The sequence below is a fragment of the Gemmiger formicilis genome, assembly GCF_016900095.1.
In the GTDB taxonomy this organism is placed as follows: domain Bacteria; phylum Bacillota; class Clostridia; order Oscillospirales; family Ruminococcaceae; genus Gemmiger; species Gemmiger formicilis_A.
Map to the genome: position 1 here is coordinate 26,157 of NZ_JACJJP010000012.1, position 19,395 is coordinate 45,551.

Consider the following 19,395-nt stretch of genomic DNA (forward strand, 5'->3'; position numbering starts at 1 on the left):
CAGGCAGTGTTTCAGTCTTAATCCTGTATCAAGGGAAAGCGAAAGGCAAAGCGGGCACCATGGGGGATACCGCTTTGCTGCAGTAGAGTACCGCCCTGCATTTTTGCCAATTCCCGGGCGATGGGAAGTCCCACCCCCAGGTGCGTGCCCTGGACCGTCTCGGGCTGTTTGCTGTCCGAAGGCAAGCCTGGGCCGTCATCCTGCACATACAGTTCCACCCAGCCGTCTTTGCTCTCCAGCCCCAGTGTCACCGTCGTTCCCACGGGTGTATGGGCATTGGCGTTGGACACAAGAATGCCCAGCATCTGCCCCAGACGCATGGGGTCGGCCTGCAAAAATACGTCTTCTTCCGGTGGGGGCTGCAAAATCAGATGGCGTCCTTCTGCGCTCAGCAACGGGTAAAACCGCGTGTAACAATCCAGCAGAAGTTCGCAGGCATCCACCCGTTGGAGATTCAGCTGCAGGTTTTTGGTCTGCATCCGGGAAAAAAGAATCAGGTCTTCAATCAACACATCCATCCGCAAGGTTTCGGTCTGAATGGTATGCAGTATGGTGGGAGCGCCGCCTTTTTCCTGCGCCAACAATTCCGTGTTGGAGCGAATCACCGTAACGGGAGTGCGCAGTTCATGGCCCGCCAAAGACAGAAAGTCCAGCTGTGCCTTTTGCGCCGCATAGGCAGGTGTAAAGGCTCGGGTCAGCCAAAGGCGATAGAACATAATCAGGAACAGGCAAGCAAGAAGCAACGCCACTGTTGGTCCCAGGCAAGCCCGCAGGATCGCGTTACGCATGGCATCATCGGGTTGCAGAATCAAAAGTTCCGCCGTTTGGCCGGACGCCAGACGCTGCACGGTGTAGGATGCCCGCGCACCCGCAAAAGCAGGCTCTTCCTGCAGATGTTCCTCTCCTGCCGGCAATGCCTCGCGGCAGCTTTGTACCAGGGCCGCCGCCTGGGGCTGCCAGGCTTCTTTTTGTTCGCTGATCGAATATGGCAGTTCAATCTCTTCGTTGCGGTTATACAGATAAAGGAAAACGCCATACTGCCGTTCCAGCAAAGACAACTGCTCCAGGTCCACCCGCGTACTTTCCAGGACCGCTTTTTCCAACAGCGCACGGGCGTTGGTAAACCGGTCACCATAATTTTGCTGCAGCACCTGGGTGATCTGCCGGCAGACAATCACCCACAACACACAGAATACCCCCAGCAGCAGCCACGTGCCGCTGCGCCGGAGTTTGTCCTGCAACTGCTTGAGCGTGCTTTGTCCGGTCATGGTGCTGCCAGACGGTACCCGGTGCCGTGAATCGTGAGGACCTGCACGTCAGCCCCCACGCGGCGCAGCGCCCGCCGCAAAAAGTAAATGTAATTGTCGATGACCGCTTCTTCCGCCTCGGCTCCCAGCCCCCATACAGCGGCAAAAATTTCCCGCCGGGTTACCACCTGGTCAGCTTTTTGGAACATCAGTTCCGCCAAAGCGCAAAGCTTTCCGGTCACGGGCATACTGCCGGAAGGTCCGCTCAGCTGCATGCTTGCTTCGTCAAAGGTAACGTTGCCCACCGTGTATTGGGGGGAAGCGTGTTCGGACCGCCGGATCAGCGCCCGCACCCGTGCCAGCAGTTCTCCGTTATGAAAAGGCTTGGTCAGATAGTCATCTCCGCCGGCGTCCAGTCCGGCAATGCGCTGCTCCACCTCTCCCAAGGCTGTCAAAAACAAAATTGGAGTATGCACACCCTGATTGCGCAGCAGCTTGGCCAAAGAAACGCCATCCATAGCAGGTAACATCCGATCCAAAAGGATCAGATCCACCTTTTGTGCCTGCAACGCATCATAGGCCTGTTCTGCATCCGGACACACGCAAGTGTCGTATCCGCCGCCTTGCAGCACGGTCTGTAAAGTCCGGGCCAGAGGCGCCTCGTCTTCTACAATCAGAATTTTCATGAATGGACCTCCCGGGGCAATTTTCGCATTCCACCCCACCAAACGAGTAACCTTGCATTTTATTATAGCAGTACACCGGGGACAAGTCCACGACCCACACTTTGCTCGGCACGGCTGAGATTCCCGGACATAACAAAAAAGACCTGAAACCAAAGTTTCAGGTCTTTTGGTGGAGATAAGCGGGATCGAACCGCTGACCTCTTGAATGCCATTCAAGCGCTCTCCCAGCTGAGCTATACCCCCAAGCTTTTGCGTTGCCGTCAGACAACGTAGATAATTATAGCAAGGGTTGTTTCGTTTGTCAACACTTTTCTTCAAAAAAATGGCACTTTTTTCTTTTGTGGCATACTATGGCGGGAAAAGTATGTTTTCGGGAAAGGAGAGATGTTCCTTGCGCCGGAAAACGAAAAAGGCACCGCATCCGGTCCGGCGGCGCCTGATTGCTCTTTTGCTCTGTCTTGGCCTGCTGGTATACGGCTATTTCTACCTTGTGCAAACGGCCTTCAAACCCACATTGGAACAACTGGCCGAATATGAGTGCCGGGCCATTGTGGTGCAGGCAGTCAACCGCGCCGTAGGACAAGAGATACAGGCAGAGCCAAAGCTGTACGAAGGGCTTTATACCCTGCAATATGACAACAGCGGAAAGATACAGACGGTTCAGACCGACACCGCTGCACTGAACCGGGTACGCACCACTTTGATTCAGGCGGTGGAAGAGGAACTGTCGGTTCTTCAGCAAACCAGTCTGGAAATCCCTTTCGGCAGTCTGACCGGTATTACCGCCCTGGGTGGTCTGGGGCCATCCTGGGAGCTGACCCTTTTGCCCGATGCCTACGTGGAAGGAACCATCCAGGAAAAGGTTCAGTCCGTCTCGGTCAACCGCACCCAATATACCATCACCCTGGATCTGAACGTAACCATCAGCATGGTTCTGGACGGCAACACCGCCACAGCCCAGGTGCAGGACCAGATTCCGGTGGCCAGCATTTTGCTGGACGGAGAAATTCCCACCTATTATAGCGCTTAAAAATGGCCTTTTCGCCCTTCGTGGTATTCTGCCTCCATCTTTTCGGTGACGAACCGCTGATGGCTGTACAGTCCCGTATATCCGGTCAGGGCATGGCAAATTCCGCACACAACCCCAAAATACAGAAGTCCCTGGGCGTTGAACACTTCCACCGCCAGTGCCAACGAAGAAAACAGGCAGTTTGTGGCACCGCAGAAGACCGCCACCATACCAAGGGCGGCACCGAATCCGGCAGGCAGGCCAAACAGTGGTGCCGCCACGCAGCCGAAAGTGGCCCCGATGAAAAAGCTGGGTACCACTTCCCCTCCCTTATACCCTGCCGCCAAAGTCACGGCAGTAAACAAGATTTTCAGGGCAAAATCCTGGGGCAATGCCTGCCCCTGCTCAATGGCCTGCTGAATCACATCGGTCCCTGCCCCGTTATAGCGCATGGAACCGCAGACAAGGGTTGCCGCCAGCACCGCAAAGCCACCTGCCAGCACCCGCAACCATGGATTGGGAAACCGGCGCTGCATGAATCGCCCCACGAAGCGCAGGGCGCCGCAGAATACCATGGTCACAACCGCGCAGGCCAGGCCAAGGCCGGCGGTCTGCACCAAGGGCAGCGGAGCCGTATCCGGCGCTTGGATTGCAAACCGAACCGGTGTGACCCGCAGAACCGTGCACAAACCGTATGCCACCAGGGACGCTGCATAGGCAGGAATGAACGCCGCGTAAAAGACCAGTCCCACATTGATCACCATCATGGCAAACATAGTGGCCGCCAGCGGCGTGCCGAACAAAGCGGTAAAAAAGGCGGCCATGCCGCAGATGGTGGCCACGCGGCAGTCATGATCCGAAAGACGCAGCAGTCTTCCGGCATGCCAGCCGATATCGCCGCCCATCTGCAAGGCAGCGCCTTCCCGTCCGGCACTGCCGCCGGCCATATGGGTCAAAACGGTGGCAACAAAGATGGCCGGCAACAACAAAAAGCGCAGGGGCTTGCCGTCCTGCACGGCATCGATCACATTGTCGGTTCCCTGGCCTTCGGTTCCGGTCACTTTATACAGCGCTACAATGACCAGGCCCACCACAGGCAGCGTAAACAGCAGCCAGGGATGTTGGGTGCGCAGTGCGGTGACCGCGGTAACCGCATGATAAAATGCCGCGCCGATTCCGCCGCACAGAATGCCCACCACCGCTGCCAGTACCAGCCATTTGGCCAGCAGCAGCGTGCTGGTCCGGACGCGCAGCCAGCTTTCGCGGATACGTTGCATGAATTGTTTCCTCCCCATATACCCGGATTACAGGCTTTCCAGCGCGTTGAGCTTACGCACCATGGTTTCGTAGCGCAGACAATAGGTCAGTGCCGTATCCCGGGTGATCCGCTTCTGGGCATACAGACGGCACAGGCTGTCGTCCATGGTGCACATACCTTCCGCCGCCCCCGCCTGGATAGCCGCATCGATCTGGTGGGTCTTGGCTTCACGGATCAGGTTCTTGATGGCTGCATTGTTGTTCATCACCTCAAACACCGCCGTCTGTCCGCCGTCGGTGGTGGGGATCAGCTGCTGGCTGATGACCGTTTGCAGCACCATGGACAGCTGAATGCGGACCTGGCTCTGCTGGCTGGCCGGAAAAACATCGATGATCCGGTCGATGGTGTTGGCCGCCCCGGTGGTGTGCAGGGTGGAAAACAGCAGCTGTCCGGTTTCGGCGGCGGTCATGGCCACCTCAATGGTTTCCAGGTCCCGCATCTCGCCCAGCAGAATCACATCCGGGCTTTCCCGCAACGCACTGCGCAAGGCGCTCACATAGCTGGGGGAATCGCTGCCGATCTCCCGCTGGGTGACAATGCTGCGGTCGTGGCGGTGGATGTACTCGATGGGGTCCTCCATGGTGATGATATGGGACTCCCGGTTGTGGTTGATGGAGTCAATCAGGCAGGCCAGCGTGGTGGACTTGCCGCTGCCGGCCGGCCCGGTGACCAGTACCATACCCTTGAGCTTGCCCGCCGCCTGCATGACCTGGGAAGGAATCCCCAGCGCGTTGGGGTCGGGCAAACCGAACCGGATGACCCGCAGCACCATGGCCAATGTGCCGCGCTGATGCAACACATTGGCGCGAAAACGTCCCATGTGCGGGATGGCGAAGGAGAAGTCGTCATCCGCATCCGGTTTTTCCATCCGCTCGGGGGAACGGCCGCAGATACTATAGATGCCTTCCACAAAATCCCGGGTGGATTCCGGCATCAGGCGTTCCCCCACCCGCTGCTGGCGCCCGTTGACCTTGTAGGTCAGCGGCAGGCCTGCAATGATAAAGATATCCGAAGCGCCCAGTTCCAGCGCCTGCTTCAAAACATCGGTGATATTCATGATCGGTGTTCTTCCTTTCACATACCGTTCCAAAGATCCAGTGTCTGATCCGGTTCCCACGAAGAGTCGAACTTCCAGGAAAGAATCCGATAGGCGGCAGAGTCCTCCCGGTCAGGTTCTTTGGGTTGTACCACAATCCGGAGCGTGCCGTCCTCCAGGGGCAGCTCTGCCCGGATGCTGCCATCCTCCTCCTGCACAGCGGCCTGCGGTAAGGCGGTTCCCTGTTTCAGGGCTGCGTCCAGCTGTGCCAGATATTCCTGCCCCCGCTGTTCCGCCGTGCCCCGGCTTTGCAGGCCGGACAGACTTCTTTGCGCCATGGCCAGGTCTGCACGGGCCGTGACCAGGGACAATACGGCCAACACAGCCAGGCAGATCAGTACCGCGGTGATGAGCAGTGTCATGGCGCCGGTTCGCACCGGGCGGTGGGTGAATTGTTCCCTCTCTTCCTTCATGGCTGCACCGTCCTTTCTACAGCATCAGGACAGTACAAGGCGGTCTTCACCTGCGCCAGATCGGTTTGCCCATCTTCCGAAGCCGTACCAACCTCAATCTGCGCATAGATCACGGTGCCCTGTCCGGTCGTTTCCGCTTGCAGGTCAGCGGTTACCGTATACGTGCCATCCTCCGCCACGTTGCCCTGGGTATCGCAGGAAAACTGCACCTGGACCTGTCCGTCCTGCTTTGCCTGGGCAATGGCCCCGGCAAAAGGGTCTTCCCCGGCAGAGAATTCGGCGGATACCGTCTGCAAGATCAGGGCGCTGTCGGTTTTTTGACGGGCCTGCTGCCCCATCGCCTGGGCTGCACCGAACACTCGGAGGAGCACAACCAGTGCCGCCAGCAAAAAGAAGAGCAGCACCAGGCCTTCAATGTAGAAGGAAAGGTTTCTGTGTCGGTTCATTCTTCCGCCTCCCCTGCGTGCAGATAGACCCGCACCATGCCCTGGTTGGTGGTGACCGTGACAAGATGTCCGTCTTCGGTCAGGGTGAAGGTGTCGGTCTGGGCCACGATCTGGGCCGAAGCCGGATCAAAGTCGGCATCCTGCCGGGTGTATTCCTCCACCAGGTTGCCGTCATAGACATAGATGCGGGTTTCGTAGCCGGTGGCCTCCCCCACATCGGCCAGGACCAGGGCCTGCCCCTGGGGACCATCCTCAATGGATACGCCCGCCGCAGCGTCGGAAGCACGCAGACGCGCCGCCACATAGCTCAAACTGGCCCGCTGCGCATTGTTGCGGCTTTGGCTTTCGGTCAGGGCACGGTATACCTGGGCCCCGAACACCGCCAGCATCAGCACACATCCCAGCATCAACACAAACAACGCCAGGGAAAAAGGCGCCGAATTCAGCCGTTTTTTCTCTGTTGTATACATGCCGGTCCTATCCCCCTTTCCCCGGCAGGCGTTTTATTTTTCCAGCACCGTCACATCCGGCAGCTGGTTGGATGCAAATACGTCATAGGTCACAATAAATCGGTTGTGATTGATCTGCACCCCGTATTCCTCTTCCAGAACGTCCAGGCTTTCGGGGTACTTGCCTTCCACCGCGTAGCACTGAACAGCAGCATCCAGCACTGCCTGCCGCAAGGCCGTGGCCGCCTGGTCGCTCATATCCCGTGTTACCAGCCCATACAGCCGCATGGCCCCGAAGGCCAGCACCACAACGCACAAAGCCACACAAACCGCTGTCACAACCCACTGGCGCAAGCTTTTTTTCGGATGGTCGTGAAACATGGTGTCCCCCTTATCCGATGGAACCAAGGATGCCGATGAGCGGCAGCATGGTGGAGATCAAGGCAATACCCACGGTCACGGTGAGAAACGCCGACATGAACGGTTCCACCCGATCCACCGCCCGGTCAATGCGCATGCGGGCATCCTGGGAAAACAAATCAGTCAAGCGTTCCAGCACCGGTTCCAGGCTGCCGCTGCGGGCCCCGGAAACCAACATCCGGCCGTACAGCGGTTCAAACAGTTTTTGTTCATACACCGCCGTGGCCAGGCCCACGCCTTTTTCCTTCATCTGCCGGCGGCAGGCATCCACCTTTTGGGCCACCGTCTCGTTATCCACCATCTTGCCGGCGGCTTCCATGGCCGAATCCACATCCACGCCGCTGGCCACATAGATCATCAGCACTTCGGTGAAATTGGCCAGGGACAGTTGCTGCGCAATGCCCGAAAGTACCGGCAGATGTTCCGCCATCCTCTTGAGGGTGTCCAGACCCTTGGACGTGCGGGATGCCACCGTGGCGGCAATCAGAACCAGCGCCACCAGCACGGTGACGGCCAGCGCCAGCCAGCCGATGCCGTACGCCACCCGGATGTACCCGTAGGAAGAGGAGGTCAGGTCTCCGGCCAGGCTGGTATAAACCCCCGCAAACACCGGCAGAACCTTGGCCAGCAGCACGCCCAGGATGGCGGCCATGAGCACCAGGAGGACCAGCGGATACAGCACGGCGCTCTTGAGCTTGGTTTCCAGACGGCTGCGGCTGGCGTAGTAGCCGGCCAGGCTTCGCAGGGTCTGCTCAATGCGCCCGGCGCTCTCCCCCACCCGGATCATATCTGACACATAGGCAGGGAAATATCCGCTCTGTGCAACCGCCTCGGAGAGGGTTCCTCCCTGCAGCAGCAGGAACTTCTGCACCGATTTGGCTGCATCGTGAAAGCTGCCCTGGGTGCTGTCCTCTCCCAAAAGGCCGGCCGCTTCCTCGGCGCCGATACCTGCGCCCAACATCATGGCCATATTCTCGCAGAATACGCTGATGGCCAGGCTTTCCAATTGTTTGTTTGCCATCTTGTACCTCCCTGTTCAGTAGGTCAAACGGTCGGTGTAGCCGGTGCCGTCACCGGTATAGGCCGCCGACGCACCCGCAGCAAAAGTCAGGTCAATGCGCTCCCAGCTGTTGGCCGGGGCTTCAATCTTGACGGTGATCCAGCCGGTCTCTTCCAGCCAAATCATGTTCCAGGCATGGTACAGGTCCCCCGGCTGCACATACCCGGTGATCAGCTTGGTGGGAATGCCCTGGCTGCGCAGCATGGCGGCTGCCAGACTGGCGTAATCATAACAGATTCCCTTGCCGGTCTGCAGGGTTTCGTCCGGGTCGGGCAGATATCCCGCCTGGACCGTTTCCGCCTTCTGGGTATCATACCTGATGTTGTTCTGAATGTAGGCGTAGATGTTGGCCACCACACCGGATGCCGTGCTTGCCTGGGCGGCCAGCTCCGCCGCCTTGGCCACACATTGGGAATCGGCGGTATAGCTGACCATCTGGCTGGGCCGCAGGAAGGGGGCAAACTCACTTTCCAGCTGAACATCGGCGCTGGTGGAATACAGTTCCGCGTACTTGTCCTCGGTGGTGTTCTGCATTACCCGGAAGGTATACGCACCGCTGCCGCTTTGCAGCACATAGCATTGGGGTGTGCCATCATTGGGCAGGTCGTAGTTGTACTTTACATCCCCGCAGATCACCTGAAATTTCAGGCGGCTGTCACCGGTGGCGCTGGCCGCCACATACCCCTGAGATACGTGGGAGGTGTCAATCTGCACTCCACCGACACCCTGGGCCGCCTGTGCGTCAAAAATACTGGTCTGCATGGGCGGGGCGGTGTACCCTCCACCGGTGGTACCGGGAATCTCCTGGGTGGCCGCCTGAGAAGAACAAGCCGCCAGAAGCAGGGCCAGCCCCAGGCACAGCACCCGCATCCAGATTGTCCGTTTTGTCAAGCAGCCACCTCCTTTCTGCAACCGATACGCATATTTCTTGTATTATACGACCAAAACCGGCTTCTGTTCAAGCAGTACCGGAAACATTCGGCAAAAAACGAAGCCGGCAACGCTCCGAAAACGGAAGGTTGCCGGCTTTGGCATCTGAAAAGGTCTTGCGGGGGTTGTCAGCCACGGTGACGACGCATCAGCCAATCCTCGCACAAATCGTATGCTTCCTGCAGCGAGTTGGACACGCAGCTGAACAGCTCTCCGCTCTCCGCACGATAGGAATACTCGATCTTCTGCTGGCCATTTTTGTTGGAAAAGGTTTTGTAACGTTCCTCTCCGGGTACCAAATAGGCAACCTCCACAAGATAACCCCCTATACATTTTGTGCTGTATCGGCGGTTTTTGGCCGCTGTGGACTATTTTACCACAACGGCTGCAGTTTTCCCATGGATTTTGGGCCCCGAGGGCTCCGACGCGCCAGTTCGGCAAAATCCCGGGCGTTTCTTTGCATCTTTGTTGCGTTGTGCGGGCTTACAGGGTTTCGGTGTGCAAAATATTCCCGGCCAGATCCTTCCAGACTGCGCGGTCCGCTTCCAGCATCATGTAGCCGTGGTGGGAGTTTTCCTTGGGGATGGAAACCGACCCGGGGTTGAAATAGCGGTTGTCCTGTCCGAAGGTCTGCCATGCCGGCACATGGGTGTGACCATGCAGAAGAACATCCCCCGCGTGCAGGGCCGGAAGGTTCTGCAGGTGATAGTGATGGCCATGAGTGGCAAAGATCAACCGGTTTCCGGCATACAGCAGGCAATAGTCCGCCAGAACCGGAAATTCCAGCACCATCTGGTCCACCTCGGTGTCGCAGTTGCCCCGCACGCAGAGAAGGTCCTGCGCCCGGGCGTTGAGCATGGCTGCCACCGCTTTGGGATCGTACTCCTCCGGAAGGGCGTTGCGGGGACCGTGGTACAGAATATCCCCCAGAAGCAGCAGGCGGTCGGGCTGTTCGGCATCCATGGCGCGGAGCATTTCCCGGCAGTAGCGGGCCGAACCGTGGATGTCGGAGGCAATCATCAGTTTCATGGATATGGTCTCCCCTTTCAGAAAGTCAGACGCATCTGGTGCCAGCGCACGCCGCCGTGCACCGACCCGCAGAAGCCCTCGTCCGCAAAGCCGAACTTGGCATAATAGGGAATGCGGTAGTCCTTGCAGGTCAGCACCAGTCCCTTGCGGCCCTGCCGCTGTGCGTGCTCGGTCATGGCCTTGATCAGCTGACCACCGTACCCGCGGCAGCGGTCCTGTTCCCGCACATCCAGGCCGAAAATCATCTGCCAGGCTCCCTTTTCGTTGTGGAGTCCGGCCTGGTCGTACATGCGGTCTTCCAGGTCCGGCAGGTCGGTCACCATACCGTTGATGAACCCGACCAGGGTCCCGTCCTCTTCGGTCAGCAACAGAAAATGCTGTCCGAATACGGCCAGGCGCTGTTGCAGGGCATCCCGGCCGGCGGCTTCTGCCGGCGGAAAACAGGCGGCTTCCAGGGCGGCAACGGCATCCAGGTCCCCGGCCTGTGCGGTTCGTATCATCATTCTGCTTTCTCTCCCCTTGTTTACAAAAGTGTCCCACAATCAGGGGCGGGGTCACCGCTTCGGTTGTGGGACAAAGGTTTTCTTTCAGTGAACCAGCGCAGCCATGGCTTCGCCGGCCTGACGGCCTACCTGCTCGTAGGCGGCCTGGTGATAGTGGAACTGATCCTTCATCAGCGCCAGGCAAGGCGCAAAACTGCCGATGAGGGAAACGTCCGCCATGGTCCGGCACAGTTCTTCCTGGGCCTGGCGGATCACCCCGTATTGTGTGTCTGCCACCCGGCCGTCCGTCCCATCCGGAGAAGTTGCATAGGCGGTATAGTTGAAGTGGCCAATCTGGATCAGGCCGCATTGTTCGGCGCCGACCTGACGCAGCATGGCCCAGATGCGGGCAAAGTTTTCCCTGTACTCCGGGCCGGAAACATTGTGGTCACCGTCGGTTTCTCCCTGGCACCAGATCACCAGCACATGGGCCGGGGTCCTCTTTTTCTTTTTCAGATACTCCAGCGCGTCCGCCAGACGCCGGGCGGCATCGGCGGCCAGAGTGTCCAGCCACTGGGCGGTGGAAGTACCGCCCTGGGAGGCGGACACCGCCACCACCTGACGGCCGGAAGCTCCGGCGTAGGCATTGACAAAAGCAGAGACCAGGCTGCCGGTTTTCATATCGTGGTCATGGATGCCGCCTTCCCGGTTTTCCTGCCGGCCAAATGGTTCCCGGATGGGAACCAGCCGGTCCGGTGCGGTCACGGCGCGGTATTCCAGCCCCGCCGTTTCCGGGCAGAGCTGAGCCTGGTCGGCTTCGCCCCGGCCCGCCATGTTGGACTGCCCGGCAAACAGGATCAGATCCGTCATGAAAATGCCCCCTCACTCAATGAGCATCGCGTCCCCGAAGGAGAAGAAACGATACTTCTGTTCCACAGCCACCTTGTAGGCTGCCATGGTCTTTTCGTAACCGTAGAAGGCCGCAATGAGCATGATCAGGGTGCTTTCAGGCAGATGGAAGTTGGTGACCAGAGCATCGATGGCATGCAGCTCCACGCCGGGATACAGGAAGATATCGGTGCTGCCGCTGCAGGGCACAATCCTGCCATAGCGGGCCCAGACGGCTTCCAGGGTGCGGCAGCTGGTGGTGCCCACCGCCACCACCCGGTGCCCGTTGGCGCGGGCTTCGTTGATGGCGGCCGCAGCAGCTTCGTCCACACAATACCACTCGGTGTGCATGTGGTGGTCCTCAATGGATTCCTCGTTCACCGGGCGGAAGGTGCCCAGGCCCACGTGCAGGGTCACTTCCACGATCTTGACGCCCTTGTCCTGGATGGTTTTGAGCAGTTCCGGGGTAAAGTGCAGCCCCGCAGTAGGGGCAGCAGCGCTGCCCAGCTCCTTGGCGTAGACGGTCTGGTACTGGCTCTGGTCCTCCAGTTGCTTGGTAATATAAGGCGGCAGGGGCATTTTGCCGAACTCGTCCAATTTTTCGTACAGCGTCTGGGTATCATAGGTAAAGGTCACCAGCTTGTTGCCGTCGGGCAGGGTCTCATCCACCACGGCGGTCAGGCTGCCGTCGCCGAAGCGCAGCTTGGTACCTGCCTGCATGCGGCGCCCCGGACGGGCCAGACATTCCCAGGTATCCCCTTTGGCCTGGCGCAGCAGCAACACTTCGCACACCGCACCGGTGGGGACCTTGTCGCCGATCAGGCGGGCAGGCAGCACCTTGGAATTGTTGAGGACCAGCACATCCCCGGCGTTCAGATGGTCGGGCAAATCACGGAAGATTTCATGCTTGATGGAATCGTCGGCACGGTTGAGGACCATCAGGCGGGCACTGTCCCGCGGGTCGGCGGGTTCCTGGGCGATCAGCTCTTTGGGAAGATCATACCAAAAGTCTTTTTTCAGCATAGTTTTGCATCCTTTTTACGTTGACAATCAGGGGCGGCAATGCTATTATGAACACATGGCGGCGGGCATACATTCCACCGCCGGGAACACAGAGGCGCGGGCAACATCAGTATCCGCAGGTTTTCGGCCAGCCAGGCAGCGGCCGCGGAGAAAGGGTTTCTCGCCGAAGGCGATGCACGGCACGCATCGACCTGGGTCCGCCGCCGAACAGGGACGGAACTGTCATGCCGAAAGGTATGTTGCGCTGTGTTGTATGCAATGTATCATTATATTGCATTTTGTGCCGGTTTTCAAGCCGGTTTTTTTATTGCCTTCGGGTGATGGGAAGCCGCAGACAAACCAAGGCGGAGAGCACCTCTGCCGGATGTGCCGCATAAGATGGATTGTATGCGGGGCACAGCACGAAAGGAAGGTTTTTCGAAGATGAAACAGTACAAAGTTGGCGTTGTGGGCGCGACCGGCATGGTCGGGCAGCGGTTTGTTACCCTGCTGGCCCAGCACCCCTGGTTCCACATCACCGCCCTGGCGGCTTCCGCCCGCTCGGCCGGCAAGACCTATGAAGAGGCCGTGGGCAGCCGCTGGGCCATGCAGACCCCCATGCCGGACAGCGTGAAGGGTATGGTGGTGATGGACGCCGCCGACGTGCAGGCCGTAGCCTCCAAGGTCGATTTTGTGTTCTGCGCCGTGAACATGAAGAAGGAAGAGATCAAGGCGCTGGAAGAGGCGTACGCCAAGGCCGAATGCCCCGTTGTCTCCAACAACAGCGCCCATCGCTTCACCCCGGATGTGCCCATGGTGGTGCCCGAAATCAACGCCGAACACATCGAGATCATCCCCGCCCAGCGCAAGCGCCTGGGCACCAAGCGCGGCTTTATCGCCGTCAAGAGCAACTGCAGCCTGCAGAGCTACGTGCCTGCTTTGCATCCTCTGCGCGGCTACGGCATCACCAAGTGCCTGGTCTGCACCTACCAGGCGATCTCCGGTGCCGGCAAGACCTTCGAAACCTTCCCGGATATCCTGGACAATGTCATCCCCTACATCGGCGGCGAGGAAGAAAAGAGCGAGCAGGAACCCCTGAAGCTGTGGGGCCATATTGAGGGCGACCGCATTGTGTCCGCCGACGGTCCTTCCTTCACGGCCCAGTGCCTGCGCGTGCCCGTTTCCGACGGTCATGTGGGCGCGGTGTTCGTGAGCTTTGAGCACAAGCCCACCAAGGAGGAAATCCTTTCCGCCTGGGCCGGGTTCCACGGCGCCGCCCAGGATCTGAACCTGCCCAGCGCGCCCAAACAGTTCCTGCATTACTTTGAACAGAACGACCGTCCCCAGCCCAAGCTGGACCGCATGCTGGAAAACGGCATGGCGGTGAGCATCGGCCGTCTGCGGGAGGACACCCAGTACGATTATAAGTTTGTTTGCCTTTCCCACAACACCCTGCGCGGTGCGGCGGGCGGCGCCGTGCTGCTGGCCGAACTGCTGGCCGCCAAGGGCTACCTGGACTGATTTTTGTTCCCTGCCTTTTGTGATCAAGAAGGAGAATCCCCTATGAAGAAGCCCATTTTTACCGGCGCCGGCGTGGCCATCATCACCCCCATGAACCAGGACGGCACGGTCAACTTTGACGAACTGGGCCGGATTATCGACCACCAGATCGACAACGGCACCGACGCCATTATCATCTGCGGCACCACCGGCGAATCCGCCACCCTGACCCATGAGGAACATGTGGCCTGCATCCGCTACGCCGTGGAGCACACCGCCCACCGCATTCCGGTGGTGGCGGGCACCGGTTCCAACCATACCGACTACGCCATCAACCTGTCCCATGAAGCTGAAAAAGCCGGTGTGGACGGTCTGCTGCTGGTGACCCCTTACTACAACAAAGCCAGCCAGGCCGGGCTGGTGGCTCATTTCACCGCCATTGCCAACTCGGTGTCCCTGCCCTGCATTCTGTACAACGTGCCTTCCCGCACCGGATGCAACATCCAGCCTGCCACCCTGGCAAAGCTGGCCAAGATTCCCAACATCAACGCGGTGAAGGAAGCCAGCGGCAACATCTCCCAGGTGGCGGAAGTGGCTGCCCTGTGCGGAGAGGATCTGAACATCTATTCCGGCAACGATGACCAGATTGTGCCCATCCTGTCGTTGGGCGGCAAGGGTGTCATCAGCGTGCTTTCCAACGTAGCCCCCCGCCAGGCCCACGATATCTGCCAGGCTTGGTTTGACGGAAAGCCCGCCGAAAGTCTGCGCCTGCAGCTGGAAGCCCTGGAATTGTGCCATGCCCTGTTTGCTGATGTGAACCCCATCCCGGTCAAGTGGGCCATGAACCGCCTGGGCTGGGCCGCCGGCCCTTTGCGTCTGCCGCTGTGCCCGCCCGATGAGGCCGTACAGCAGCGCCTGGAAACCGCCATGAAAAATTACGGTCTTCTGAAAGACTGAATCTGAGCCACAGGGCCCGTCGTGTTCCGCCGTACAGGCGGGCCGCCGCGGGCCCTGTGTGTCTTTTTGCAACAAAGAAAAAGGAAGTGGATTTACCAATGACCGATCTGATCATTCAGGGCATCGGTGGCCGCATGGGCCACGCGCTGCTGGAAAAAATTGCCGCCCGTGATGACTGCCGTGTGGTGGCCGGTGTGGACCAGAAGGCCGGGGATGTGAACGGCATCCCCGTATATGCTTCGGTGAACGACCTGCCCGCCGGAACCAAGGGGGTTCTGATTGATTTCACCTCCCCCGCCGGGGCGGTGGCCGCCGCCGAGTACGGCGCCGCCAACGGTATTCCCTGCGTCATCTGCTCCACCGGCCTGAGCAAGGAGGAGGAAGCCCGCCTGGAAACCGCCAGCGAGAAGGTGGCCATCTTCCGCAGTGCCAACATGTCGGTGGGCATCAACGTGCTCATTGAGCTGTGCAAGCGGGCCGTGACCCTCTTTGACGGCGAGTTCGACATTGAGATTGTGGAGAAGCACCACCACAACAAGCTGGACGCTCCCAGCGGTACCGCCCTGATGATCGCCGACGCCATCAACGCCCAGGCCGGCGGCAAGTATGAGTATGTGTACGACCGCCACGACGTGCGGCAGAAGCGCGGCGCCCAGGAGCTGGGCATCAGCTCGGTGCGCGGCGGCGGCATTGTGGGTGACCACGACGTGCTGTTCTGCGGTGCTGAGGAGGTTGTGACCCTGAGCCATGTGGCCCAGAGTCGCGGCGTATTTGCGGACGGAGCCATCCAGGCAGCGCTGTTCCTGAACGGCCGCGTCCCCGGCTACTACACCATGAGCGACATGCTGCAAGGGAAACTGTCATGCGTATAAAAAAGGTTGCCATCGCCGTTGGTTTGCTGGCCGCCCTGACGGTTTCTCTGGCCGGTTGCGGCGGCGGGGCCTCGGATACCCTGGGCACACAGGGTGCCCAGGCACCGGCGGAGGAAGTCTTGCCTACCCCGGAGCCGACGCCCACGCCAGAACCCACTCCCACCGTACAGACCGTCCGGTTTTCGGCCAGCGGAGACAACCTGATCCATGAAGGGCTGTACAACCAGGCGCGCCGCCGGGCCCAGGAGGAAGGCAAAGAGGGGTATGATTTCACCTTTGCCTATGAGAATCTGCGGGATTTTTACGCCGGATACGATGTGAACTGGCTTAACCAGGAAACTCTGGTCAACGACGCCTTTGAACCTTCCGGGTACCCCATGTTCTCCACCCCCACCGGCATCTCCGATGCGCTGTACGACATCGGCTTCCGGGTGTTCAGCATGTCCAACAACCACAGCTACGACAAGGGTTCCCAGGGCATCGAATCTTCCCTGGCGCACTGGGCTTCCCTGCCGGAGGACGTGGTGACCGCCGGGTTCTATCCCCTGACCGAGGAAGCGGCCGCCGAATCCGACGGGCTGAGCTACCAGACGGTCAATGGAATCACCATCGGCTATCTTTCCTACACCGAGTACACCAACGGTATCCCCACCCCGGCCGACGCCGAACATGGAGTGGTGTATCTGGATGACACCGAAACCGTCTCCGCCCAGATGGCGCAGATGCGCCCCAACTGCGATGTGCTGGTGGTCAGCTGCCACTGGGGTGTGGAGGGCAGCCACGAGGTGACCGACGGCCAACGGCAGACTGCCCAGTGGCTGGCCGACCAGGGAGCGGACCTGATCATCGGCACCCATCCCCATGTGACCCAGACCGCCCAATGGCTGACGGCCCAGGACGGGCGCCAGGTGTTCGTGGCTTATTCCCTGGGAAATTTCATCAGCGCTCAGTCGGAACCGGACAACATGATCGGTGCAATCCTGAGTGTGGAGTTTGAAAAGACCATCCAACCGGACGGAAGCAGCAGCGTGACGGTACAAAATCCCCGGCTGATTCCCACCGTGACCCAGTACGAAAACGGATATGCGGATATCCGGGTTTACCTGTACCGGGACTACACCGACGAGCTGGGAGCGGCCCACGGCAATTTCACCCTGGACCGGTCCTACATACAGCAGGTGCTGGAAAGCAGCATCGACCCTGAATTTTTGGTTTTGGAGTAAACGGGTTTTCCCTGACCCGCATTGCAGAAAGGATCTGAGGAACCATGTATGGCGTAAGCAAGATCAGCAGTGAGCAAAACATCATGCTCACCACCTTTCCCGGGGCACAGTACAGTGCCCAAAGCCTGGCCGAACACCTGGATGTGTTTGCCAAGGCCGGCATTGTCGTGGACATGATCTGCCAGAGCGCCCCCCGGGGCAGCGAGGTGGATTTCAGCTTTACCACCAGTTACGACAATTTCACCGCCGTGATGGTGGCTCTGCCCGATGCGGTCAAGAGCAAACCGCCCCTGATTTCCGGCGGATACAGCAAGATCAACCTCTTTGGCGAAGAGATGGTCACCAGCTGTGGCGTGGCTGCCCGCGCTTTGCAGGCCCTGGCCCAGGTCAGCGTGGAAGTGGTGCTGATCACCACCAGCGACCTGGACATCTCGTTGCTGGTTCGCCAGCAGGATGAGGATGTGGCCCTGGATGCGCTGCGCAAGGCCTTTGCCCTGTAAGCAATCTTTTTCAATGTAAAAAGCCCTGCCGGGTGTTGTGGTTTGCCACAACTGACCCGGCAGGGCTTTTGTGATTCAGGATTGGATTTCCGGCTCTTGGCTGCGGGTGAACACCTTGGAAGCAAACACCGGCATGTACAGGACCACATACAGAACCAGGGCGATGAGCACATCCGACCAGGCAATCACCTGGTTGCTGATCTGCGCGGAACCGTTATACACCACAATGAGGTTGTTATTGAAGTAGTGCAGCAGCACCGGCACCCATATGTTGTCGGTTTTGAGGTAGGCCCAGGCGAAGAACACCCCCAGGGTGACACAGACGATGAGCTGGCTCACCAGACTTTGCAGGGAAGTTTCGGGGCTGTAATAGAAAAGGTTCAGCGGCAGATGCCAGAGCCCCCAGGCCACGCCCAGCACCAGTACCCCCAGCCGCGGGCCGAACTTTTGCTGCAGCCGGGGCTGCAGGTAATAGCGCCAGCCGTATTCTTCCCCAAAGAAAGCGGTGAAGCTGAGGAAGAAGTTGGGGATCAGCACCACCAGCAGAATCCACGGTGCGGGGGTTGCCCAGTACGCCAGGTATTCCCCCATCTGGCCGGAAGGCAGCACGGACAAAAACACCGACACGGTACGCAATAGAATGAACAACAGCACATACAAAAGTGCCTTAAAGCCGCCATGCCAGCAAAGCCCGCTGGATTGGCGGGTCTGCTTTTTTTCGGTCATCAGGAAGATCCAGGCCGGAATACAGCCGATGACAATGACAGCATTGCAGACTGTTGTCCAGTCCATGGCAGGGGCCGCCACCGCGCCGATACAGCAGCCCACCATCACCAGGGTCAACACGAGAAACAGCCCGTAAAACCGACGGGTAAGCCCCGGTTTCCCCCGCCGGGTTACCAGCAATGCCACCATGGCTCCCGCCGCGGGATAAAACATCTGGGCGTTGGGAAAGGCATCCGTCCCCCAGCCATTGCGCTGGCAGATTCCCAACGGTATGCCCATAAGATAGGGTATGCCGAATGCAATCAGGAAAAAGAACAGCAATTCTTTTCCGGTATACGCTTTGGGTTGGTTGTTCATGATTTTGTCTCCTCCTCTTCGGTATTGTCCGGGTCCTCCGTTTCATGGTCCAGAGCACCGCGGCGTTTGTAATACAACCAAGAACTGGCTTGCAGAGCGCCGAATATCAGGGCAAAGGTGAACACCCCGCCGAGAGCCGACCCGGGCCAATAACTCCATTGCCACCAGTCCTGGCGGCTGTTGCGCACCAGGTAGAATACCGTTACGCCTGCTCCTCCCAACGCGGACCACATGACATTGGTCTTTGCCGTGGGATGCGCATCAAAGGTCGTCCAGATGCCGTTGCGCAGATACTCGATCAGGCTATAGGCGCACATGAGCATGAAGATGATCCATTCCGCCATGTACTGTTCCGGCGGCACATCTGCCGCCGCCTGCACCGCAATGGCAATGAGAAGGGCTGTCCAGGTTCCCCAGAATCCCCGGTTGTTGATGGTCAGCATCTTCTGGGTCTGCATTTCATCCAGCTTGTTCTGTATATGAAACGGATTTTTCATTCTTCTTCCTCCCAGAACAGTTCGTCCAGCGTTTTGCCCAGCACCCGGCATATGGCCCGGCACAGCCGGATGGTGGGATTATACTCCCCTTTTTCGATGGCGTTGATGGTCTGCCGTGTGGCTCCCACCGCCTGCGCCAGCTGTGCCTGGGTCATGTCTTTTTCCGCCCGGGCCGCTTTCAATTTCAGATTTTTGGCCATGGGCTCCCACATCCTTCCTGCCACTGGCCGTTTTTCTTTCTGAGGCCAGTATAACATCCGTCTTACATTTTGTCAATTATATTTTACT

General features: G+C 59.0%; 24 protein-coding genes, 1 tRNA gene and 1 riboswitch. Of the genes, 6 read left to right on the forward strand and 19 right to left on the reverse strand.

Going from position 1 to position 19,395, the window contains the following annotated elements:
- Nucleotides 1-17 precede the first annotated feature (17 nt).
- The 3 genes from H6B15_RS07330 to H6B15_RS07340 all read right to left on the reverse strand — a co-directional run bounded on the left by H6B15_RS07330 (nt 18) and on the right by H6B15_RS07340 (nt 2,176).
- Complete coding sequence (locus H6B15_RS07330) at nt 18-1,241, reverse strand: sensor histidine kinase (protein ID WP_204647347.1); 1,224 nt, start codon at nt 1,239-1,241, stop codon at nt 18-20.
- A gap of 23 nt (nt 1,242-1,264) precedes the next feature.
- Complete coding sequence (locus H6B15_RS07335; RefSeq protein ID WP_204647348.1) at nt 1,265-1,933, reverse strand: response regulator transcription factor; 669 nt, start codon at nt 1,931-1,933, stop codon at nt 1,265-1,267.
- Nucleotides 1,934-2,100: 167 nt separating this feature from the next.
- Nucleotides 2,101-2,176, reverse strand: a tRNA-Ala gene (locus H6B15_RS07340).
- Between the two features lie 148 nt (nt 2,177-2,324).
- Here H6B15_RS07340 and yunB point away from each other — a divergent pair.
- On the forward strand, nt 2,325-2,963 hold the full coding sequence (gene yunB, locus H6B15_RS07345; RefSeq protein ID WP_204647349.1) for a sporulation protein YunB: 639 nt from the start codon (nt 2,325-2,327) through the stop codon (nt 2,961-2,963).
- Here the strand turns inward: yunB and H6B15_RS07350 are convergent.
- The 13 genes from H6B15_RS07350 to queA all read right to left on the reverse strand — a co-directional run bounded on the left by H6B15_RS07350 (nt 2,960) and on the right by queA (nt 12,496).
- Nucleotides 2,960-4,219, reverse strand: a complete 1,260-nt coding sequence (locus tag H6B15_RS07350; RefSeq protein WP_204647350.1) for a chloride channel protein — start codon at nt 4,217-4,219, stop codon at nt 2,960-2,962. The genes yunB and H6B15_RS07350 overlap by 4 nt on opposite strands.
- A 27-nt stretch (nt 4,220-4,246) precedes the next feature.
- A complete protein-coding gene (locus H6B15_RS07355) occupies nt 4,247-5,317 on the reverse strand; it encodes a type IV pilus twitching motility protein PilT (protein WP_204647351.1) in 1,071 nt (356 codons plus the stop codon).
- 17 nt (nt 5,318-5,334) lie between these two features.
- The gene (locus H6B15_RS07360; RefSeq protein WP_204647352.1) at nt 5,335-5,769 is read right to left on the reverse strand and encodes a hypothetical protein; all 435 of its coding nucleotides are present in this window, start codon (nt 5,767-5,769) and stop codon (nt 5,335-5,337) included.
- On the reverse strand, nt 5,766-6,215 hold the full coding sequence (locus H6B15_RS07365) for a hypothetical protein (RefSeq protein WP_204647353.1): 450 nt from the start codon (nt 6,213-6,215) through the stop codon (nt 5,766-5,768). Before H6B15_RS07365 ends, H6B15_RS07360 begins: the two co-directional genes overlap by 4 nt.
- Nucleotides 6,212-6,685, reverse strand: a complete 474-nt coding sequence (locus H6B15_RS07370; protein ID WP_204647354.1) for a DUF4860 domain-containing protein — start codon at nt 6,683-6,685, stop codon at nt 6,212-6,214. The genes H6B15_RS07365 and H6B15_RS07370 overlap by 4 nt, the downstream gene beginning before the upstream one ends.
- 33 nt (nt 6,686-6,718) lie before the next feature.
- Nucleotides 6,719-7,045 (reverse strand): hypothetical protein, encoded by a 327-nt coding sequence (locus tag H6B15_RS07375; protein WP_204647355.1) that lies wholly within the window; start codon nt 7,043-7,045, stop codon nt 6,719-6,721.
- A gap of 10 nt (nt 7,046-7,055) precedes the next feature.
- Nucleotides 7,056-8,105, reverse strand: coding sequence for a type II secretion system F family protein (locus H6B15_RS07380; protein WP_204647356.1), 1,050 nt, complete (start codon nt 8,103-8,105; stop codon nt 7,056-7,058).
- A 15-nt stretch (nt 8,106-8,120) separates the two neighbouring features.
- Nucleotides 8,121-9,035 (reverse strand): transglutaminase-like domain-containing protein, encoded by a 915-nt coding sequence (locus H6B15_RS07385; RefSeq protein ID WP_204647357.1) that lies wholly within the window; start codon nt 9,033-9,035, stop codon nt 8,121-8,123.
- Between the two features lie 167 nt (nt 9,036-9,202).
- A complete protein-coding gene (locus tag H6B15_RS07390) occupies nt 9,203-9,388 on the reverse strand; it encodes a DUF3873 family protein (protein ID WP_204647358.1) in 186 nt (61 codons plus the stop codon).
- A gap of 169 nt (nt 9,389-9,557) precedes the next feature.
- Entirely contained in the window at nt 9,558-10,103 is a 546-nt protein-coding gene (gene yfcE / locus H6B15_RS07395) for a phosphodiesterase (protein ID WP_204647359.1), read from the reverse strand.
- Nucleotides 10,104-10,120: 17 nt separating this feature from the next.
- Entirely contained in the window at nt 10,121-10,606 is a 486-nt protein-coding gene (locus tag H6B15_RS07400) for a GNAT family N-acetyltransferase (protein ID WP_204647360.1), read from the reverse strand.
- Nucleotides 10,607-10,690: 84 nt separating this feature from the next.
- Nucleotides 10,691-11,455 (reverse strand): sialate O-acetylesterase, encoded by a 765-nt coding sequence (locus tag H6B15_RS07405; protein WP_204647361.1) that lies wholly within the window; start codon nt 11,453-11,455, stop codon nt 10,691-10,693.
- A gap of 12 nt (nt 11,456-11,467) precedes the next feature.
- A complete protein-coding gene (gene queA, locus H6B15_RS07410; protein ID WP_204647362.1) occupies nt 11,468-12,496 on the reverse strand; it encodes a tRNA preQ1(34) S-adenosylmethionine ribosyltransferase-isomerase QueA in 1,029 nt (342 codons plus the stop codon).
- A gap of 81 nt (nt 12,497-12,577) precedes the next feature.
- Nucleotides 12,578-12,751, forward strand: a riboswitch (Lysine riboswitch).
- Nucleotides 12,752-12,919: 168 nt separating this feature from the next.
- Here queA and asd point away from each other — a divergent pair.
- The 5 genes from asd to H6B15_RS07435 all read left to right on the forward strand — a co-directional run bounded on the left by asd (nt 12,920) and on the right by H6B15_RS07435 (nt 17,527).
- Complete coding sequence (gene asd / locus H6B15_RS07415; protein WP_204647363.1) at nt 12,920-13,996, forward strand: aspartate-semialdehyde dehydrogenase; 1,077 nt, start codon at nt 12,920-12,922, stop codon at nt 13,994-13,996.
- 42 nt (nt 13,997-14,038) lie between these two features.
- Nucleotides 14,039-14,932 carry a 4-hydroxy-tetrahydrodipicolinate synthase gene (gene dapA, locus H6B15_RS07420; RefSeq protein ID WP_204647364.1) on the forward strand — a complete coding sequence of 298 codons (894 nt, stop codon included), beginning with the start codon at nt 14,039-14,041 and terminating at the stop codon, nt 14,930-14,932.
- Nucleotides 14,933-15,030: 98 nt separating this feature from the next.
- A complete protein-coding gene (dapB, locus tag H6B15_RS07425; protein ID WP_204647365.1) occupies nt 15,031-15,804 on the forward strand; it encodes a 4-hydroxy-tetrahydrodipicolinate reductase in 774 nt (257 codons plus the stop codon).
- Nucleotides 15,795-17,027, forward strand: coding sequence for a CapA family protein (locus tag H6B15_RS07430; RefSeq protein WP_204647366.1), 1,233 nt, complete (start codon nt 15,795-15,797; stop codon nt 17,025-17,027). Before dapB ends, H6B15_RS07430 begins: the two co-directional genes overlap by 10 nt.
- Before the next feature lie 83 nt (nt 17,028-17,110).
- Nucleotides 17,111-17,527, forward strand: coding sequence for an ACT domain-containing protein (locus H6B15_RS07435; protein WP_243424323.1), 417 nt, complete (start codon nt 17,111-17,113; stop codon nt 17,525-17,527).
- A 75-nt stretch (nt 17,528-17,602) separates the two neighbouring features.
- On the opposite strand, the gene H6B15_RS07440 is transcribed toward H6B15_RS07435, so the two are convergent.
- The 3 genes from H6B15_RS07440 to H6B15_RS07450 are packed head-to-tail and all read right to left on the reverse strand — an operon-like array spanning nt 17,603 to nt 19,307.
- Nucleotides 17,603-18,610, reverse strand: coding sequence for a CPBP family intramembrane glutamic endopeptidase (locus H6B15_RS07440; protein WP_204647368.1), 1,008 nt, complete (start codon nt 18,608-18,610; stop codon nt 17,603-17,605).
- Nucleotides 18,607-19,107, reverse strand: a complete 501-nt coding sequence (locus H6B15_RS07445) for a DUF6773 family protein (RefSeq protein WP_204647369.1) — start codon at nt 19,105-19,107, stop codon at nt 18,607-18,609. The genes H6B15_RS07440 and H6B15_RS07445 overlap by 4 nt, the downstream gene beginning before the upstream one ends.
- Nucleotides 19,104-19,307, reverse strand: a complete 204-nt coding sequence (locus H6B15_RS07450) for a helix-turn-helix transcriptional regulator (protein WP_204647370.1) — start codon at nt 19,305-19,307, stop codon at nt 19,104-19,106. Before H6B15_RS07450 ends, H6B15_RS07445 begins: the two co-directional genes overlap by 4 nt.
- Nucleotides 19,308-19,395: the final 88 nt, after the last annotated feature.

Bases quoted from the DNA above. Each gene is read 5' to 3' on its own strand.
- H6B15_RS07335 (WP_204647348.1), bottom strand. From the start codon at position 1,933: ATGAAAATTCTGATTGTAGAAGACGAGGCGCCTCTGGCCCGGACTTTA.
- H6B15_RS07350 (WP_204647350.1), bottom strand. From the start codon at position 4,219: ATGCAACGTATCCGCGAAAGCTGGCTGCGCGTCCGGACCAGCACGCTG.
- H6B15_RS07355 (WP_204647351.1), bottom strand. From the start codon at position 5,317: ATGAATATCACCGATGTTTTGAAGCAGGCGCTGGAACTGGGCGCTTCG.
- H6B15_RS07360 (WP_204647352.1), bottom strand. From the start codon at position 5,769: ATGAAGGAAGAGAGGGAACAATTCACCCACCGCCCGGTGCGAACCGGC.
- H6B15_RS07365 (WP_204647353.1), bottom strand. From the start codon at position 6,215: ATGAACCGACACAGAAACCTTTCCTTCTACATTGAAGGCCTGGTGCTG.
- H6B15_RS07370 (WP_204647354.1), bottom strand. From the start codon at position 6,685: ATGTATACAACAGAGAAAAAACGGCTGAATTCGGCGCCTTTTTCCCTG.
- H6B15_RS07375 (WP_204647355.1), bottom strand. From the start codon at position 7,045: ATGTTTCACGACCATCCGAAAAAAAGCTTGCGCCAGTGGGTTGTGACA.
- H6B15_RS07380 (WP_204647356.1), bottom strand. From the start codon at position 8,105: ATGGCAAACAAACAATTGGAAAGCCTGGCCATCAGCGTATTCTGCGAG.
- yfcE (WP_204647359.1), bottom strand. From the start codon at position 10,103: ATGAAACTGATGATTGCCTCCGACATCCACGGTTCGGCCCGCTACTGC.
- H6B15_RS07400 (WP_204647360.1), bottom strand. From the start codon at position 10,606: ATGATGATACGAACCGCACAGGCCGGGGACCTGGATGCCGTTGCCGCC.
- H6B15_RS07405 (WP_204647361.1), bottom strand. From the start codon at position 11,455: ATGACGGATCTGATCCTGTTTGCCGGGCAGTCCAACATGGCGGGCCGG.
- queA (WP_204647362.1), bottom strand. From the start codon at position 12,496: ATGCTGAAAAAAGACTTTTGGTATGATCTTCCCAAAGAGCTGATCGCC.
- asd (WP_204647363.1), top strand. From the start codon at position 12,920: ATGAAACAGTACAAAGTTGGCGTTGTGGGCGCGACCGGCATGGTCGGG.
- dapA (WP_204647364.1), top strand. From the start codon at position 14,039: ATGAAGAAGCCCATTTTTACCGGCGCCGGCGTGGCCATCATCACCCCC.
- dapB (WP_204647365.1), top strand. From the start codon at position 15,031: ATGACCGATCTGATCATTCAGGGCATCGGTGGCCGCATGGGCCACGCG.
- H6B15_RS07430 (WP_204647366.1), top strand. From the start codon at position 15,795: ATGCGTATAAAAAAGGTTGCCATCGCCGTTGGTTTGCTGGCCGCCCTG.
- H6B15_RS07435 (WP_243424323.1), top strand. From the start codon at position 17,111: ATGCTCACCACCTTTCCCGGGGCACAGTACAGTGCCCAAAGCCTGGCC.
- H6B15_RS07440 (WP_204647368.1), bottom strand. From the start codon at position 18,610: ATGAACAACCAACCCAAAGCGTATACCGGAAAAGAATTGCTGTTCTTT.
- H6B15_RS07445 (WP_204647369.1), bottom strand. From the start codon at position 19,107: ATGAAAAATCCGTTTCATATACAGAACAAGCTGGATGAAATGCAGACC.
- H6B15_RS07450 (WP_204647370.1), bottom strand. From the start codon at position 19,307: ATGGCCAAAAATCTGAAATTGAAAGCGGCCCGGGCGGAAAAAGACATG.